At 68.5% G+C, this 15,637-nt stretch carries 14 protein-coding genes; 5 read left to right on the top strand and 9 right to left on the bottom strand.

All coding sequences use genetic code 11. The annotated features are described in order from the left end of the window. Nucleotides 1–12 precede the first annotated feature (12 nt). Entirely contained in the window at nt 13–1,158 is a 1,146-nt protein-coding gene (locus ACFOMD_RS17150) for a GGDEF domain-containing protein (RefSeq protein ID WP_380863652.1), read from the top strand. 3 nt (nt 1,159–1,161) lie between these two features. Here the strand turns inward: ACFOMD_RS17150 and ACFOMD_RS17145 are convergent, their stop codons facing one another. The 7 genes from ACFOMD_RS17145 to eda all read right to left on the bottom strand — a co-directional run bounded on the left by ACFOMD_RS17145 (nt 1,162) and on the right by eda (nt 9,768). Further along, nucleotides 1,162–2,961 carry a monovalent cation:proton antiporter-2 (CPA2) family protein gene (locus ACFOMD_RS17145; protein ID WP_380863650.1) on the bottom strand — a complete coding sequence of 600 codons (1,800 nt, stop codon included), beginning with the start codon at nt 2,959–2,961 and terminating at the stop codon, nt 1,162–1,164. A gap of 35 nt (nt 2,962–2,996) precedes the next feature. After that, complete coding sequence (locus ACFOMD_RS17140; protein WP_380863648.1) at nt 2,997–4,775, bottom strand: DUF885 domain-containing protein; 1,779 nt, start codon at nt 4,773–4,775, stop codon at nt 2,997–2,999. A 103-nt stretch (nt 4,776–4,878) separates the two neighbouring features. Continuing rightward, complete coding sequence (locus tag ACFOMD_RS17135; RefSeq protein WP_380863646.1) at nt 4,879–5,784, bottom strand: DUF2268 domain-containing putative Zn-dependent protease; 906 nt, start codon at nt 5,782–5,784, stop codon at nt 4,879–4,881. A 90-nt stretch (nt 5,785–5,874) separates the two neighbouring features. Continuing rightward, entirely contained in the window at nt 5,875–6,885 is a 1,011-nt protein-coding gene (locus ACFOMD_RS17130) for an autoinducer binding domain-containing protein (protein ID WP_380863644.1), read from the bottom strand. 76 nt (nt 6,886–6,961) lie between these two features. Continuing rightward, nucleotides 6,962–8,245: an MFS transporter gene (locus ACFOMD_RS17125; protein ID WP_380863642.1), complete on the bottom strand. Its 1,284-nt coding sequence runs from the start codon at nt 8,243–8,245 to the stop codon at nt 6,962–6,964. A 24-nt stretch (nt 8,246–8,269) separates the two neighbouring features. Beyond that, nucleotides 8,270–9,055: a 2-keto-4-pentenoate hydratase gene (locus ACFOMD_RS17120; RefSeq protein ID WP_380863640.1), complete on the bottom strand. Its 786-nt coding sequence runs from the start codon at nt 9,053–9,055 to the stop codon at nt 8,270–8,272. A 95-nt stretch (nt 9,056–9,150) separates the two neighbouring features. Next, a complete protein-coding gene (gene eda / locus ACFOMD_RS17115) occupies nt 9,151–9,768 on the bottom strand; it encodes a bifunctional 4-hydroxy-2-oxoglutarate aldolase/2-dehydro-3-deoxy-phosphogluconate aldolase (protein ID WP_380863638.1) in 618 nt (205 codons plus the stop codon). A 208-nt stretch (nt 9,769–9,976) separates the two neighbouring features. Here eda and ACFOMD_RS17110 point away from each other — a divergent pair, with 208 nt between their 5' ends. The 4 genes from ACFOMD_RS17110 to ACFOMD_RS17095 all read left to right on the top strand — a co-directional run bounded on the left by ACFOMD_RS17110 (nt 9,977) and on the right by ACFOMD_RS17095 (nt 13,679). Continuing rightward, nucleotides 9,977–10,993: a LacI family DNA-binding transcriptional regulator gene (locus ACFOMD_RS17110; protein WP_380863685.1), complete on the top strand. Its 1,017-nt coding sequence runs from the start codon at nt 9,977–9,979 to the stop codon at nt 10,991–10,993. Between the two features lie 88 nt (nt 10,994–11,081). Next, complete coding sequence (kduI, locus tag ACFOMD_RS17105; protein ID WP_380863636.1) at nt 11,082–11,921, top strand: 5-dehydro-4-deoxy-D-glucuronate isomerase; 840 nt, start codon at nt 11,082–11,084, stop codon at nt 11,919–11,921. After that, nucleotides 11,918–12,673, top strand: coding sequence for a 2-dehydro-3-deoxy-D-gluconate 5-dehydrogenase KduD (gene kduD / locus ACFOMD_RS17100; protein ID WP_380863683.1), 756 nt, complete (start codon nt 11,918–11,920; stop codon nt 12,671–12,673). The genes kduI and kduD overlap by 4 nt, the downstream gene beginning before the upstream one ends. A 1-nt stretch (nt 12,674) precedes the next feature. Then, nucleotides 12,675–13,679 (top strand): PfkB family carbohydrate kinase, encoded by a 1,005-nt coding sequence (locus ACFOMD_RS17095; protein ID WP_380863634.1) that lies wholly within the window; start codon nt 12,675–12,677, stop codon nt 13,677–13,679. 112 nt (nt 13,680–13,791) lie between these two features. Here ACFOMD_RS17095 and ACFOMD_RS17090 read toward each other — a convergent pair whose 3' ends face one another. Beyond that, nucleotides 13,792–14,190 (bottom strand): cupin domain-containing protein, encoded by a 399-nt coding sequence (locus ACFOMD_RS17090; protein WP_380863632.1) that lies wholly within the window; start codon nt 14,188–14,190, stop codon nt 13,792–13,794. Continuing rightward, nucleotides 14,190–15,539 carry a pectate lyase family protein gene (locus ACFOMD_RS17085; RefSeq protein ID WP_380863630.1) on the bottom strand — a complete coding sequence of 450 codons (1,350 nt, stop codon included), beginning with the start codon at nt 15,537–15,539 and terminating at the stop codon, nt 14,190–14,192. Before ACFOMD_RS17085 ends, ACFOMD_RS17090 begins: the two co-directional genes overlap by 1 nt. Nucleotides 15,540–15,637: the final 98 nt, after the last annotated feature.

Genomic DNA, 15,637 nt, shown 5'->3' with positions numbered 1-15,637 from the left:
GACAGGGGCAAAATGACGGGCGCAATCTTCTCGATGGCGGTGAACGTCGGCATCGCGCTGCTGTTCGCAGGCAGTTTCGCGGCGCTCGCCCTCGTGTTCCGCGCACAGCGGCAGGCGCTGTGGTTCGCGCTCGCCTATTCGGTCGGCGCGCTGACCCCGCTCAGCGAAATCCTGGTGCGGCTGACCCCCTACACGACGCTGTTCAGCGCGACGAGCTATGCGACCTCGCTAGCGGCGATGCTGCTGATCGGTCACGCCTTCGCGCGCTTCTGCGGCGTCGCGACGACGCGCGGAATCCCGTTGACCATCTTCGTCACCGGCTTGGCACTCCGCGCTGCGATCTGGGGCGGCGAGCGGGACAGCATGCCCTACGAGCTGTTCTTCCAGCTGCCGCTAGCGCTCGCCTGCGCCTGGACGGTGGTGGTGATGACGCGGGTGCCGCGCCCCGCGCCGCTCTACCGCTTCGTCGCCGGCTATTTCGTGCTGATGTCGGCCTTCTTCATCGCCAAGGCGTTCCTCGCGGTCGCCTTCGGGTCCGGGCCGACCGCCAAGGCCTATGCCGGCAGCACCTATGCGCTGATCTCACAGGCGGGCGGCGCGGTGATGATGCTCGGCGTCGGCCTCCTCATCCTGTTGGTGCTGGTGAAGGATGTTACCGACCGGTCGCGCGGCGAGGCGGAGACCGATGCGCTGACCGGTATCGCCAACCGCCGCGGCTTCGACCGGCGCGCCGAACAGGCGCTGAAACGCGCGGCCGACGAGGGCCAGCCGCTGTCGATCGCGCTGTTCGACCTCGATCATTTCAAGGCGATCAACGATGCGCACGGCCATGACGTCGGCGACGAGGTGATCGCCGCCTTTGCCGCGATCCTGAAGCGCGCCGCGCCGTCCTCGGCGCTGATCGCGCGCACCGGCGGCGAGGAGTTCGCCATACTGGTCGAACAAACGACGGCGGAACCCTGCCGGCTGTCGGCGGAAGCGATCCGGCTGGCGGTGCTGACCGAGCGCGAGGGCGGCTCGCCGATCATCAGCGTCAGCGGCGGCGTCGCGGAGTTTCGCCCCGGCGAGACGCTCGCTGAGCTGGTTCGCCGCGCCGACCAGCAGCTCTACCGCGCGAAGGGCGCCGGCCGGAACCTCGTCTACCGCGCGATGAGCTGAGGCTCAGCTGTCAGCGGGCGCGGCCGATCTGGCGCGCGGGAAGAAGGGCTCCGGCTCGGGCGTCACCATGTTGCCGCGCAACAGGACGCGGCCGGCGGTGAGGCCGCCGACCAGCTCCAGCTCGACCCGCTGCTCGTCGCGCTCGCGCACCTCGGCGATGGCTTCGCGGGCATCCTCCTCCTCGAAGCCGAGGCCGGTCAGCACCGCCTCGCTGAACACCAGCGCGGATTCGAAGGTCTCGCGGATCTGGAAATCGACACCGGCCTGGATCAGCCGCAGCGCATGGCCGCGATCGAAGGAGCGGACGTAGAGCTGGGCCAGCGGGAACTCCGCCTTGCACAGCGCGACGATCTGGTCGGCGATCTCGGGCTTTTCGACACAGACGAGGATCGCCTCGGCGGTGGCGGCGCCCGAGGCATGAAGCACGTCCAAGCGCGTGCCGTCGCCATAGTGGATCTTGAAGCCGAAATTGGCGGCGGCGCGGATCATCTCGACGTCGGTCTCGATCAGCGCCAGCTCGACGCGGCGCGACAACAGCGCCTGGCTCGCCACCTGCCCGAAGCGGCCGAAGCCGATGAACAGCACGCGGCCGCGCAGATCTTCCGCCTTGTCGATCCCCTCCATCGACACCGGCGCGTCGCGGCGCATCCGCTTCTGGGCGATGAGGACGAGCGGGGTCAGCGCCATCGACAGGATGACGATCGCGGTCATGATCGCGGAGATGCGGGCGTCGAACAGCCCGACCGCGAGCGCGGCGGCATAGAGTACGAAGGCGAACTCGCCGCCCTGTGCGAACAGCGCGGCGCGGTGAGTGGCGGCACGGTGGTCCGAATGCGCGGCGCGGGCGATGCCGTAGATGCCGATCGCCTTGACGATCATGAAGGCGAGCACGCCGCCGAGCACCAGCTGCCCCTCGCTGAACACGATGGTGAGGTTGAGCGACATGCCGACCGACAGGAAGAACAGCCCGAGCAGGATGCCGCGGAACGGCTCGATGTCGGCCTCAAGCTGATGGCGGAAGCTTGATTCGGAGAGCAGCACGCCGGCGAGGAAGGCGCCCATCGCCATCGACAGGCCCGCCGTCTGCATGAACAGCGCCGACCCGAGCACCACCAGAAGGGCGGCGGCGGTCAGCACCTCACGGGCGCCGGCGCGGGCGATCAGCCCGAAGAAGGGATCGAGCAGCCAGCGGCCGGCGGCGATCAGCGCGGCGAGCGCACCGATCGCGATGCCGGCGCTCTGCCAGAACGGCATCGACGCCTCGGCCGCCTGGCCGTTGAACGCCGCCCACAGCGCGACGAGGGCGAGCAGCGGTACGATGGCGAGGTCTTCCAGCAGCAGGATGGCGATGGCGCGCTGCCCCTCGGGCTCGGCCTTGTCGCCTTCCTCCTCGAGCATCTGCATGATGACCGCGGTCGAGGAGAGCACGAAGCCCATCGCCGCAACGGCCGCGACGGCGGGCGCGAGGCCGGCCAGCACGCCGACGCCGGTCAGCAGCGCGCCGCAGGTCAGCACCTGCGCGGCGCCGAGGCCGAAGATCTGTTTTCGGAGCTTCCACAGCTTCGATGGGCGCATCTCAAGCCCGATGATGAACAGGAACAGCACCACGCCCAGTTCGGCGATGTGCAGCAGCGCTTCGGCATCGTTGAACAGGCCGAGGCCGAACGGGCCAATGATAAGCCCGGCGCTCAGGTAGCCGAGCACCGAGCCGAGGCCGAGGCGCCGGAAGATCGGCACCGCGACGACGCCCGCCGCGAGCAGCACCACCGCCGGCCCGACCCCGAATCCGCTCGCATCCGCCATCCGCTACGCTCCTGCCGCCATCGTCCCCTACTACATCATGCGGGCGGCGCGGCCAGCCAGCCGTCGATCTTTGCTTCCAGCACCGCCATCGGCAGCGCGCCGGTATCGAGCACCTGGGCGTGGAAGTCGCGCACGTCGAAGCGGCTGCCGAGCGCCGTTGCCGCCTTCTCGCGCAGCGCCTTCATCTTCAGCTCGCCGATCTTATAGCTGCAGGCCTGGCCCGGATGGGAAATGTAGCGGTCGATCTCCACCGCCACGTCGCGCGGCGCCATCGACGTGTTGTCGAGCATATAGTCGATCGCCCGCTGCCGCTCCCAGCGCTGCGCATGCAGGCCGGTATCGACCACCAGCCGCACCGCGCGCAGCATCTCCATGTCGAGATGGCCGAACCACTGCATCGGGTCGGTGAACATGCAGAGTTTGCGCCCGAGTGATTCCGCATAGAGACCCCAGCCCTCGCTGTAGGCGGTCGAGCTGCCGTAGCGGAGCAGCGGCGGCAGCGCCGCGTTCTCGCGGGCCAGCGTGATCTGGAAATGATGGCCGGGGATGCCTTCGTGCAAGGTCAGCGTTTCGAGCGTCGGGATCGGCCGGGTGTTCAGCATCGACATGTTGAAGAACAGGATGCCGGGCGACACGCCGTCGGGCGGCCCGGCGCGGTAATAGCCGGTGCCGCGCTGGTCGCCGAGCGCGGGCAGCGGGCGGACCTCGAACGGCGCCTTCGGGCGGTTGTGGAACAGCTTGGGGATCGCCGGCCAGATCTTGTCCTCGATCGCCTTGAAGCGGGCGAGCAGGTCCGCGGGCTTGGTATAATAATAGCGCGGGTCGGTGCGGACATGCTCGAAGAAGGCCTTGAGGTCGCCCTTGAAGCCGACGTCCTGGCGCACCTTCTCCATCTCGGCGCGGATGCGCGTGACCTCGGTAAGGCCGAGCGCGTGGATTTCGGCGGCACTCATCGTCGTGGTGGTGTGGCGCGCGAGGTCGGCGGCGTAGAGCGCCGCGCCATCCTTCATCGCCCAGCGGCCCGGCGCCTCGGTGGCGGCAGGGAGGTAGGTTTCGCGCAGATAGGTCTGCCACAGGTGGTAGCCGGGGTAGATGCGCCGCTCGGTCACCTCGGCATAGGCTTTGGCCAGCCGCTCGCGGTCGGTGGCGGAGAGCGCGTTCGGCATCTTCTTCGTCACCGCCATGAACGGGCTGTCGGCGGGCGCGATCTTCAGCATCGCGTCGACCTGCGCCAGCACGTTGGCGGCGATCACCTTCGACTGCACATAGCCCTCGGCGCGCCCGCGCTTCAGCCAGTCGATCGTGCTGGCCAGGTGGCCGGCGAAGCCCTCCAGGCGCGCCAGGCCGGCCTCATAGTCGGCGAGCGACGCGTAGGATGCATCGGCGGCGAAGTCGGGGAATTCGACCTGCAGGCCGAAGGAGGCATTGAGCGGCGTCTTCCGCGTCACGTCGAACAGCCCGCTCTCGACGAACCCGAGCGATTGGCGGGTGCGATAGTCGAACACGTCATAGGCGATGCGGTCGGTGGGTGGCAGCGCGGCGCGGTCGATCGCGTTCAGCGCCGCCAGCTCGCGCGTCTTGTCGGCGAGGAGCGCGGCGCGATAGCCGTCGCTTAAGGGATCGACGAAGGCCGGGCCGGCGGGCGCGGCGCCTTTCCGCACGGCACCCAGCGGATTGCGGCGGACATCGGCCGCCTCGCTGGCGTCGAGCAGGTCGCGCAGCCGAGCCGCGGCATCGCCCTGCGCCAGCGCGGGCCGCGGCGTCAGCGCCGTCGCCGCCATCAGGCCGACCAAATGCCGTCGCGAAATCCTCATGCCTGCTCCCCGTTTCCCGTCGCCCCCGAGTTGCGCGGCTGCCGCGCATCCCGCAAGGGCTTTCGCGCGTCGGGCGCGTGGGGGCCTACGCGCGCTAGACGCGTTAGAAGCGCATCCCCGGCGTCCAGCCGCTGGCGGCGAGGAAGGCTTTGGGGTCCTTCATTTCGATGATCGCCTTGACCGCGGCGCGCTTGTCCTGGGCTTTGGCATAATAGGCCTTCGCGATACGGTAGCCGATCCAATAGCCGAGATCGGTCGGATTCTCGGGTGTGCCGAGGCCGTTGTAGAGCCAGTTGGAGCCCATCGCCGGCTTGTCGATATCGGCGAGAAACGCCGTCTCGAATTCTTTCTCCCGCCCGCGCGTCGCGGTGAGCAGGTGCTTGTACGAGAGCGAGCCCGACATCAGTTCGCCGATGAGCTCGGCGCCGCCTTCGAGCAGCGAGGCATGAAGCACCGAGGCCTTGTCATCCTCCACCTGCGCGCCGGGCTGCTGCACGTGGACAAATTCATGCGCGATGACATGGACGAAGCGGTTCTCGCGGTCGGGGTCGGGCATTTCCCAGGCGCACAAAGCCTCCAGGCCGATGTAGACGCCCGTCGCATTGGCGACCCCGACCGGCCGGCTGCGCCCGATCGTCAGGGTGACCGGCGGGAAACTCGCTTCGGGGTAGATTTCGCCGAGCCGCGTCAGCGAAGCGCTCAGGCGTGCCGTGATCTTCGGCAACAGCGCCGCGCAGTCGCGGGCGTCGGTGTAAACCTTCGGCGTTTGCGCAATGGCGGCGGCGATGCGCTCGCCGGTGATGCGGCGCAGCCGCGCGAACTCCTTCAGGCCGGGCGTGCCCTTGTCGAGGTAGTCGCGCTGGAGCACCTCGGCGGTCGGCTTGCCGCCGGCCGCGTCATAGAGCGCGTAGAAACGCTCGACGTCTTCGGTGCGAATGTCCGGGGTGCGGGCGACGGCCGGGCTAGCGAGCAGCGCGGCGGCGGCGATCGGCAACAACAGTCGGGCCATATGCGCTCTCCGTAAATGCCATGTGTATTATTTAGATAATACGGATGATGCGTCAAGCGACGCGGGGGCGTCGATTATCTGGCAGGTAGGTCAAGCCGCCAGCAGGCCGAGCGCGACGGCGCGCGTGGTCGCCTGCGCGGGCGACGAGGCACCCATCGCGCGGGTCGCCGCGCCGATCAGGTCGCGCGTCTCCTCCTCGGTGCGGCTGCGACGCGCGGCGATCCAGGCCACCGAGCGGCCCGCGCCGATCCAGCCGAGCACGTCGCGATGGGCGTCGGGCAGCCGGGCCGGCGTGTTCGCCGGATGCGCATCGGCGCGCAGCCGGTCGAGATTGTCGATCAGCGCGGCGGCGACCAGCCCGGCCGCGGCGCGCAGCGCGGGGTCGGCGGGATCGAGCCGTTCCGCCCAGGAGGTCAGCGCGCGGACGCTGCCGTCGCCGCGTTGCACCGGAAACACGAACCCGCTGGTGATGCCGAAGTCGTTCGCCTCGTCGAGGATGCGGCGCTGGTCGGCGGCGAGCGGCACGCGCGTCACATCCTCCCACACGAAGCCGCGATGCGCCCGCGAGGTGATCGAGACCAGCACGTCGCGATCACGATAGTCGTTGATCTCGATATGGCTGAGCCAGCCGATCGCCGGCCGGCCGGCGATATCGCGCTCGATCAGCCAGCGGCCGTCGAGGCCGCGGCGCAGCGTGCCGCTGATGAATTGATCGATGCCGACGGCCCCGAACAGGCGTGCTGCGAGCGCCACGACCGTCTCGGCGTCGTCCGCGGTCGCCATCGCCACCGCGCTGTCGAAGGCGAGCGCGCCGATGGCGCCACCGGTCATCAGCGGCTGGTCGGCGGGACCGGTGTCGATCCGCCACGGCGCGAAGCCGGCGGCGACGAGCAGCCCGTCGCGCTCGCTGTCGGTCAGCGCCAGCGCGGTTGCGAGCTTCTTCACCATGGTGGCGCTCGGCCGCGCGCGGCTGCTTTCGAGGAAGCCGAGGTGGCGGGTGGAAAGGGCGGCTTCGAGCGACAGCGACAGTTGCGACAGCCCCGCCCGCTTGCGGTAGGCGGAGAGCATCCGGCTGAAAGGCTGACGATCACGCTCGGTCACGCCCTGCAATCTAGGCGGAACGTGACCGAGCGTCGATGCCGGTTTGTCGGCGGGTATCGGTTGTCGGTCGAGAGGGTCAGACCTCCTCGACCGGCTCCATCCGCGGCACCAGCAGGTGGATGGCGAGCAGCGCGACGAGGTAGGCGGAGCCGGCGATGATGAACATCGGCACATAGCTGCCGGTGGTGTCGAGCATCCAGCCGGTGAACTTCGCCATGAACATGCCGCCGATCGCGCCGATGGTGCCGCCGATGCCGATGACCCCGCCCACCGCTTTGCGCGGAAACAGGTCGGACGGCAGCGTGTAGAGATTGGCGGAGAAGCCCTGGTGCGCGGCGGTGGCGAGGCCGATCAGCAGCACTGCCGTCCACAGATTGTCGATCCCGGGTGCCAACGCCACCGGCGGCACGCACAACGCGCAGATCAGCATCGCCGTCTTGCGGGCGCGGTTGATCGTCCAGCCGCGCTTGATCAGCGCCGACGACAGCCAGCCGCCGGCCACAGAGCCGACATCGGAGATGATGTAGATGGCGACCAGCGGCGGGCCGAAGGTCATCAGGTCGAGCCCGTGCTGCTTGGCGAAGAAGTCAGGCAGCCAGAACAGCAGGAAGAACCAGATCGGGTCGATCAGGAATTTGCCGACCGCGTAAGCCCAGGTCTGGCGGCGGCGCAGCAGGCTGCTCCACGGCACCTTGCCGGGCGTGTCGGCGGGGTCGCTCTCGATATAGGCGAGCTCGGCCGCCGACAGGTTCTTCTTCTCGCGCGGGCTGCGATAGACGAGCAGCCAGATGGCGATCCACACGAACACGAGTCCGCCGGTGATCAGGAAGGCGGCGCGCCAGCCGAAGGCGACGACGAGCAGCGGCGCGATCAGCGGCGTCAGGATCGCGCCGATATTCGCGCCGGCGTTGAAGATACCGACCGCGAACGCGCGCTCCTTCTTCGGGAACCACTCCGCCACCGCCTTGATGCCGGCGGGGAAGTTGCCCGATTCGCCGAGGCCGAGCACGAAACGCGCGAGCATGAAATGGCCGACGTCGCGCGCCGCCGAGGTCATCATCGCGGCGGTGCCCCAGATCAGCGCGGCGAGCGAATAGCCGTAGCGCGCGCCGATGCGGTCCATGACGTGACCGAAGATGAAATAGCCGATGGCGTAGGAGAGCTGAAAGGCGAAGACGATGTCGGCATAGGTGGTCTCGCTCCAGCCGAACTCCGCCTCCAGCGTCGGCTTCAGGACGCTGATCATCTGCCGGTCGATGTAGTTGATCGTCGTTGCAAAGAAGAGCAGCGCGCAGATCGTCCAGCGCACCCGCCCGACGCGGCCGCCTTCCGGCGTCGTCGCCTCAGTCACACTCGCCATCTCAATCCCTCCCCAGGGTATTCCTTAGCTCGGTTGCGCCGCTTCGAGACGGCATTTGACGCTGCCGTGGCCGTCGAAGCGCGCCTCGACCGTCTGGCCGGGCTTTGCCTCGTGGACGCCGGTGACCGCGCCGGATGAAATCCACCAGCCGGGCACGATCGCAATGCCGCGCCGCGCCATCAGTTCAAGGAAGAAGCGCACGGCGCCGATCGCGCCGTCGGGAAAGCCGCGCGCGGCCCCCGTGCCGACGGCGACGCCGTCGATCAGCGTCGTGACGGTCCAGTCCTCGAAGCCGCTGATCCGCCAGTTCTCGATCGCCGGGCCGACGACGAGGCCGTTGTTGTTGCCGAAGTCGGAGACGACCGCCGCCGGGCCGATATCGTTGATCGGCCGCAGTGGCGAGCTGGCGATCTCGATGCCGAGGTGCACGGCGTCAATAGCGTCGGCGGCAGCATCGAGCGTGAAGCGCGTCTTGCCGGCGGGCACCGCGCCGAGCCGCAACAGGAATTCCGCCTCGCCCGCCGCAAAGCCATCGGCGAACACCGGCATGGCGGGTTCGCCCTCGCGCACATCGAAGATCGGGCCGGCGAGGCGTTCGGCGCCGAGCGCTTCCTCGAACGGCGGCATGATACGGCCGACCTTCCAGCCGAGCACCGGGCGGTCCCAGCCGGTGATCGCCGCGTCCTGCACGGCATAGGCTTCGTCGAGGGTGGCGGGAAGCTCACCGGGGAAGTCGGCGAAGCTGCCGGCGGCGCGCCGCGCGGCACGGAAACGCCCGGCGATCGCATCGCGATCACGCTCTGAACTCACGGACGCTCCCCCTTCTTGTTCTTGGTCGTCACGATAAAGGAAACCGGTGTCATTGGCAAACGTGCCTGATCTGCTTCGGCATTTGTCGAGGTCCTTCAGGCGATCGGCGCAGCGGCGCGGCGAGCGCGCTCGGCGATGGCGGTGAGGTCGCGGGCACCCCCGCGCGGGACGATCCAGGTGCCGCCGACGCAGTCGACGAAGGGAAGCGCCAGCCAGTCGGCGGCGTTGTCCGCGGTGATCCCGCCGGTCGGGCAGAAGCGCAGGTCGCCGAACACCGAGGCATAGGCCGACAGCGCCGGGATGCCGCCGGCGATCGACGCCGGAAAGAATTTCAGGCGGCTGAAGCCATGATCGCGGGCACGCATGATGTCCGACGCCGAGGCGACGCCGGGCAGCAGCGGTGCCGGGCCATCGGCGGCGGCGCGCGCCAGCCGGTCGGTGAGGCCGGGGCTGACCGCGAAGCTGGCGCCCGCATCGACCGCCGCGGTGTAGAGATCGGGGTCGAGCACCGTGCCCGCGCCGACGATCGCGCCCGGCACCTTCGCCATCGCGCGGATGGCGTCGAGCGCGGCGGCGGTGCGGAAGGTGACTTCGAGCACCGGCAGGCCGGCGGCGACCAAGGTCTCGGCGAGCGGCACCGCGTCGGCGACATCGTCGATCACCAGCACCGGGATTACCGGCGCGGCGGTCATGATCGTCGCGAGATCAGGCATGCATGCCGCCAAGGCTCGCCACCCGCGCCGAATTGGCTCCCACTTTCTGCTCCCCAATGCATTTCTTATCAGGTAACCGGTGTCATCATGCGACGATGCGCGGCGCGGGGCAAGCCCTGCCCGGATGGCGCAGCGAGAATCTTGCGCTAAGGTCGCGTCGCTGGAGGATGATTTGACCGACAAGGCCCCCCTGACCGCGAGCGATCGCATGAAGGCCACGATCAACGACGTGGCCCGCCTCGCCGGCGTGTCGAAAAAGACGGTGAGCCGCGTCATCAACCGCTCGCCGCTGCTGAGCGACGCCACGCGCGAGCGGGTGCAGACCGTGATCGACGAGCTGGGCTATGTGCCCAACCCGCAGGCGCGGGCGCTGGCGCTGGGACGCAATTTCCTGATCGGACTGATCCACGACAACCCGAACTCGCAGATGGTGCTGGGCGTGCAGCAGGGCATCCTCGATGCGCTGCACGGCACCGATTTCGAACTGGTGGTGCGGCCGGTCGATCGCCGCTCGCCGGCGATGCTCGACGATGTTCGCGCCTTTCTCGAGCGGCAGCGGCTGTTCGGCGTCGTGCTCCTCCCGCCGATCTCGGAAAATGACGCGCTGGCGCGGCTCTGCGAGGAATCGGGCTGTCGCTACACGCGCATGGGCTCGGCGATGCTCGACACGCCCGACCGCATGGTGGCGTCGGACGACCAGGATGCGGTGAAGGCCGCGACCGAATATCTGATCGCGCAGGGGCATCGCCGCATCGGCCTTGTCGAAGGGCCGCAGGGCTTCCGCTCGGCGAAGGAGCGGCGGATCGGCTTCGAGGCGGCATTGGCCGAGGCCGGCATCGACCTCCCGAAGGGGTATATGACGCAGGGCGACTATACCTTCGCCTCCGGCCTCGAAGCAGCGCGGCGCCTGCTCGACCGCAGCCCGCGACCGACCGCGATCTTCGCGTCGAACGACGAAATGGCGGCGGGCGTGCTGCATGCGGCGAGGCAGCGGGGCTTGAGCATCCCGGAAGATCTGTCGATCGTCGGCTTCGACGACACCGCCATCGCCGCGCATATCTGGCCGCCGCTCAGCACCGTCCGCTGGCCAATCCTGCAGATGGCCTATTCGGCCGCGGTCAAGCTGATCGGCGACGCCGGCGACGATGACGGGCCGGGGAAGCAGTCGCGTTTCCCGTCGGCGCTAGTGCGCCGCGCCTCGGTCGCGCCGCCTCCGCAGGAATAGGCGATAGCAAAAGCCGGTTTAGCTTGCAGCCGCGAATGACACCGGTTACCAAACGAAAAAGCAGCCGGTGATCCTGGGGAGAAAAGCGATGTTCGAACGCACCTATTACGCGACGCACCCGGACATGATGGAGTGCGTGTCGAACGAGGAACTGCGTGACCGCTACCTGATCTCCGGCCTGTTCCGTGCCGGCGAGTGCGTGCTCAACTACACCCATGCCGACCGCTTCGTGATCGGCGGGGTGCAGGTGGCGGGCGCTCCGGTGAAGCTGCCGACGCAAAGCGAGCCGCCGTCGGCCGCTGGCCATCCCTTCCTCGAACGGCGCGAACTGGCGGTGGTCAACGTCGGGCAGGTCGAGGGCAGCGTCACCGTCGACGGCGAGAGCTTCACGCTCGGCCACATGGACTGCGTCTATGTGACGATGGGCGCGACCGACGTCAGCTTCGCCGGCGAGGGGGCGCGCTTCTATCTGGCGTCCTGCCCGGCGCACAAAGGCTTCAAGACGCGCAAGCTGTCGATCGCTGACGCCAATGCATTGGAGCGCGGCAGCCTCGAGGAATCGAACGAGCGGACGATCTTTCAGCTCGTCATCCCCGGCGTCTGCGATTCGGCGCAGCTGGTCATGGGCCTGACCGTTCTGAAGCCCGGATCGGTGTGGAACACCATGCCGCCGCACATCCACGAGCGCCGATCGGAGATCTATTTCTACTTCGGCCTCGACGGCCCCAACGACCGTGTGTTCCACTACATGGGTGAGGGCGAGGCGATGCGGCACATCGTGATGGCGAACGAGGAAGCGGTGATCTCGCCGCCCTGGTCGGTGCACATGGGCTCGGGCACGCGCGCCTATGCCTTCATCTGGGCGATGGCGGGCGAGAATCAGGACTATACCGACATGTCCGTCCTCGACATCTGCCAGCTGCAATAATGGGCGCGTTCGACCTCAGTGGCCGGGTCGCGGTCGTCACCGGCGCCAACACCGGCATCGGGCAGGGCATCGCGGTGGCGCTCGCCGAGGCGGGCGCCGACGTGGCGCTGGTCGGCCGGTCGCCGGCGACCGAGACGGCGGCGCGGATCGAGGGGCTGGGCCGGCGTGCGCTGCTGATCGGCGCCGACCTGTCGTCGATCGCACCGGTGGAGGGCGTGGTGGCGCAGGCGGTGGAGGGGCTCGGCGGACTCGATATCCTCGTCAACAACGCCGGCATCATCCGCCGTGCCGACGCGGTCGACTTCACCGAGGAAGACTGGGACGCGGTGATCGACACCAATCTGAAGTCGGTGTTCTTTCTTTGCCAGGCGGCGGGCAAGCACATGATCGCTCGACGACGTGGCAAGATCATCAACATCGCCTCGATGCTGAGCTTCCAGGGCGGCATCCGCGTGCCGAGCTATACCGCGTCGAAGTCGGGTGTGGCGGGGCTGACCAAGCTGCTCGCCAACGAGTGGGCGGCGAAGGGCGTCAACGTCAACGCCATCGCGCCGGGCTATATCGCCACTAACAACACCGCGGCCTTGCAAGCAGACGAAGCGCGCAACCGTTCGATCCTCGACCGTATTCCCGCCGGGCGCTGGGGCGCATCGGAGGACCTCGGTGGCGCGGCGGTGTTCCTCGCCTCGCCGGCGTCGGACTACGTCAACGGCCATGTGCTCGCCGTCGACGGCGGCTGGCTCGCGCGCTGAGATGGCGCGCGTTGCCTGCTTCGGCGAGTTGCTGCTGCGGCTGACCCCGTCGGGGCGCGAGCTGCTGTTCCAGTCGCCGCGGCTCGACCTCCACTTCGGCGGGGCCGAAGCGAACGTCGCGATTGGGCTGTCGGCGCTTGGCCATGCGACGCGGATGGTGTCGCGGGTGCCGGACAATGTCATCGGCCACGGCGCCATCGCCGAGCTGCGGCGGCGTGGGGTCGATACTTCGACGGTGACGACGGGGCCGGGGCGATTGGGTCTCTATTTCCTGACGCCCGGCGCGGGGCTTCGCGCGTCGGACATCGTCTATGACCGCGCGCAGTCGGCGTTCGCGCTTGCCGCCGGCGAGGTCGATTGGGCGGCGGCGCTGGACGGCGTCGAATGGCTGCATGTGTCGGGGATCACCCCGGCGCTTGGGCCGGCTGGCGCGGCGGCGGCGAAGGCGGCGGTGAAGGCCGCGAAGGCCGCCGGCGTGCGCATCAGCTTCGACGGCAATTACCGCGCGAAGCTGTGGGAGAGCTGGGACGGTGATCCGCGCGCGATCCTGCGCGAACTGGTCGCTGAGGCGGAGCTGTTCTTCGGCAACCACCGCGACATCGCGCTGCTGCTGGACAAGCCCTTCTCGGGCGACGGCGAGGTGCGGCGGCGCGAGGCGGCGCAGGCGGCGTTTGACGCCTTCCCGAATTTCAAGCTGATCGCCTCGACCGCGCGCCATGTCGACGATGCCGACCGGCATCGGATCGCGGCGCGGCTCGATGCGCGCGATGGGCAGTGGCAGACCGAAGAGGTGATCGTCGCGGGCATCGTCGATCGCATCGGCGCGGGCGATGCGTTTGCGGCCGGCGTGCTGCACGGGTTGCTCGATGGCGCGGGGCTGGAGAAGGCGGTGCACAGCGGGTTGGCGTTGACCTGCCTCAAGCATTCGCTGCCGGGGGATGCGTCGCTGTTCACGCGCGCCGATCTCGCGGCGTTTGCCGAGGGTAATTTCGACGTTCGGCGGTAGGGGCGGCTGCTCTTCCCCAACCCACTAACCGTCATACCGGCGAAAGCCGGTATCCAGACCACCCGCCGACTGGATACCGGCTTTCGCCGGTATGACGGACGTGGGTGGCTGATTACGGCTTCTTCGCCGCCAACGGGTAGGACACGATCAGATCCAGCGGCACCTTGCCCCGCTGCGTAATCCCGACATTGGCGCCCTTGTAAAGATACGCCGCCATCCCCGGCTTCAGCACCGCCGTCTTACCGTCGGACAGCACCTCGCCCTCGCCGGCCAGCACATAATAGACCTCGTCATGGTCGATGACATGCGCGCCGATCGCGGCGCCGACGTCGAGGACGCGGCGGCGGAATTCCATGGTGCGGCCCGGCGCCACGTCGCTGATCCGGTAGGCGGTGCTCATGCCGATCGCGCCGTGCGGCACGGGCTCGCGGCGCATCACCGCCTGCTGGTCGACGACGACCATTGGCGGCGCGACGGTTGCGGCGGCGGCGAGGAGGGCAAGCGCCAGCATCAGTTGCGCCGCATCGCGCGGTCGCGCGCCGACAGGCTTTCCTGGATCGGCCCTTTCTGCCCCGGATAGCGGCCCGATTTCGGCTCCATCGTGTCGAGGTTCCACTCGGCGGCCACAAACGCCGCGCGGGTCGGCGTGGCCTCGGGGTAGCCGCCGACCACCGCTTCGTCGTCGATGATCTCGCCGCGGCCTTCGGCGACGAAGAACAGCACGCGGATGTCATGCTCGTCGCGGTCCCACGGCCGCGCGCCGGCGTTGGCGAGCACATGGGTTTCGACATCGCGCGCCGGCAGCACGTCGAGCTTCTCGGGCCACACGGTCGGCTTGTCGGCCTCGATCAGCTTGGCGCGCGTCTCGCCGTAGCGGCCGAACATCGGCAGCTGGGCGCCATGCTTGTCGACGGCGATGTTGTCGCGACCGTGGTAGCGCAGGTCGCCGTCGCCCCCTAACATCAGGAAGGGCAGCCGCTCGTCGGTCGAGGGGCCGCCGCGCATGACGTTGCCGACGGCGGCGAGTTCGCCGGTCTGATAGTCCTGCCCCGCCCATTCGAGCGCCATGAGGTTATAGTGGATGGCACGCTTGCCGGGGTCGTAGATGAGATTGTTGACCACCGCCGCGTGGACGCCGCCCTTCAGCAGCGGATTGCGCTCGACATTGTGGGCATAGAGGTTGCGGTAAATGAGGATGCCGGTGGCGTTGTCGTGCAGCAGCGAGCCCTTGGAATGCTCGCCCTTCGGGTGGCTGGCGTCGGCGAGGCCTTCGGCGAGGAGGTTGTAGGAGAAGGTGATGTTGCGCGAGGTGCCGCGCCGCCACTCCTCCACCGTCTTGCCGGTAAAGCGCGGGCCCGAGGCGGAGAGATTCTCGTCGAGCGCCCAGGTCATCGTGCAATGGTCGACGATGATATTGTAGGCGCCGACCGTCGACAGCGCGTCCACTTCCCAGCCGCTGCGCTTGGCCTGCCCGTCGACCCCGGGCCGGACGCGGATGTGGCGCATGATGACGTCGTGCGTCTTCACGTCGATGCCGCCGCGGATGAGGGTGATGCCGGGTGAGGGCGCGGTCTGCCCGGCGATGGTGACGAAGGGCTCGCCGATGGTCAGCGTCGTGCGCTTCATGTCGATGACGCCGCCGACCTCGAACACGATGATCCGCGGGCCCTTGGCGTTGATCGCCGCGCGCAGCGAGCCGGGGCCATCTGCATTCAGATTGGTCACGCGAATCACCTGCCCGCCGCGCCCGCCGGGAGTGGCGGCGGCCCAGCCGACCGCACCGGGGAAAGCGGTCGCGGCGAGCGCCATCGGCGTGGTCATCAACGCCAATCCAAGCGCAACCGCTCGTAAAAGCAGCATTTTTTCTCTCCCCAAAGCGGCCTTGACACCGGCCTTCTCTCGTTTCACATTCATTATGACACCGGTTACTCTTAAAGAACAAGCGGTGTCGGCGCGGC

The sequence above is a fragment of the Sphingoaurantiacus capsulatus genome (genome assembly GCF_042648405.1).
Lineage (GTDB): Bacteria > Pseudomonadota > Alphaproteobacteria > Sphingomonadales > Sphingomonadaceae > Sphingoaurantiacus > Sphingoaurantiacus capsulatus.
Note: the sequence above shows the minus strand (reverse complement) of the source record. Positions and strands in the feature narration are given on the sequence as shown.

Bases quoted from the DNA above. Each gene is read 5' to 3' on its own strand.
- ACFOMD_RS17145 (WP_380863650.1), bottom strand. From the start codon at position 2,961: ATGGCGGATGCGAGCGGATTCGGGGTCGGGCCGGCGGTGGTGCTGCTC.
- ACFOMD_RS17140 (WP_380863648.1), bottom strand. From the start codon at position 4,775: ATGAGGATTTCGCGACGGCATTTGGTCGGCCTGATGGCGGCGACGGCG.
- ACFOMD_RS17090 (WP_380863632.1), bottom strand. From the start codon at position 14,190: ATGCTGGCGCTTGCCCTCCTCGCCGCCGCCGCAACCGTCGCGCCGCCA.
- ACFOMD_RS17085 (WP_380863630.1), bottom strand. From the start codon at position 15,539: ATGCTGCTTTTACGAGCGGTTGCGCTTGGATTGGCGTTGATGACCACG.
- kduI (WP_380863636.1), top strand. From the start codon at position 11,082: ATGTTCGAACGCACCTATTACGCGACGCACCCGGACATGATGGAGTGC.
- ACFOMD_RS17095 (WP_380863634.1), top strand. From the start codon at position 12,675: ATGGCGCGCGTTGCCTGCTTCGGCGAGTTGCTGCTGCGGCTGACCCCG.
- eda (WP_380863638.1), bottom strand. From the start codon at position 9,768: ATGCCTGATCTCGCGACGATCATGACCGCCGCGCCGGTAATCCCGGTG.
- ACFOMD_RS17150 (WP_380863652.1), top strand. From the start codon at position 13: ATGACGGGCGCAATCTTCTCGATGGCGGTGAACGTCGGCATCGCGCTG.
- ACFOMD_RS17135 (WP_380863646.1), bottom strand. From the start codon at position 5,784: ATGGCCCGACTGTTGTTGCCGATCGCCGCCGCCGCGCTGCTCGCTAGC.
- ACFOMD_RS17110 (WP_380863685.1), top strand. From the start codon at position 9,977: ATGAAGGCCACGATCAACGACGTGGCCCGCCTCGCCGGCGTGTCGAAA.
- ACFOMD_RS17125 (WP_380863642.1), bottom strand. From the start codon at position 8,245: ATGGCGAGTGTGACTGAGGCGACGACGCCGGAAGGCGGCCGCGTCGGG.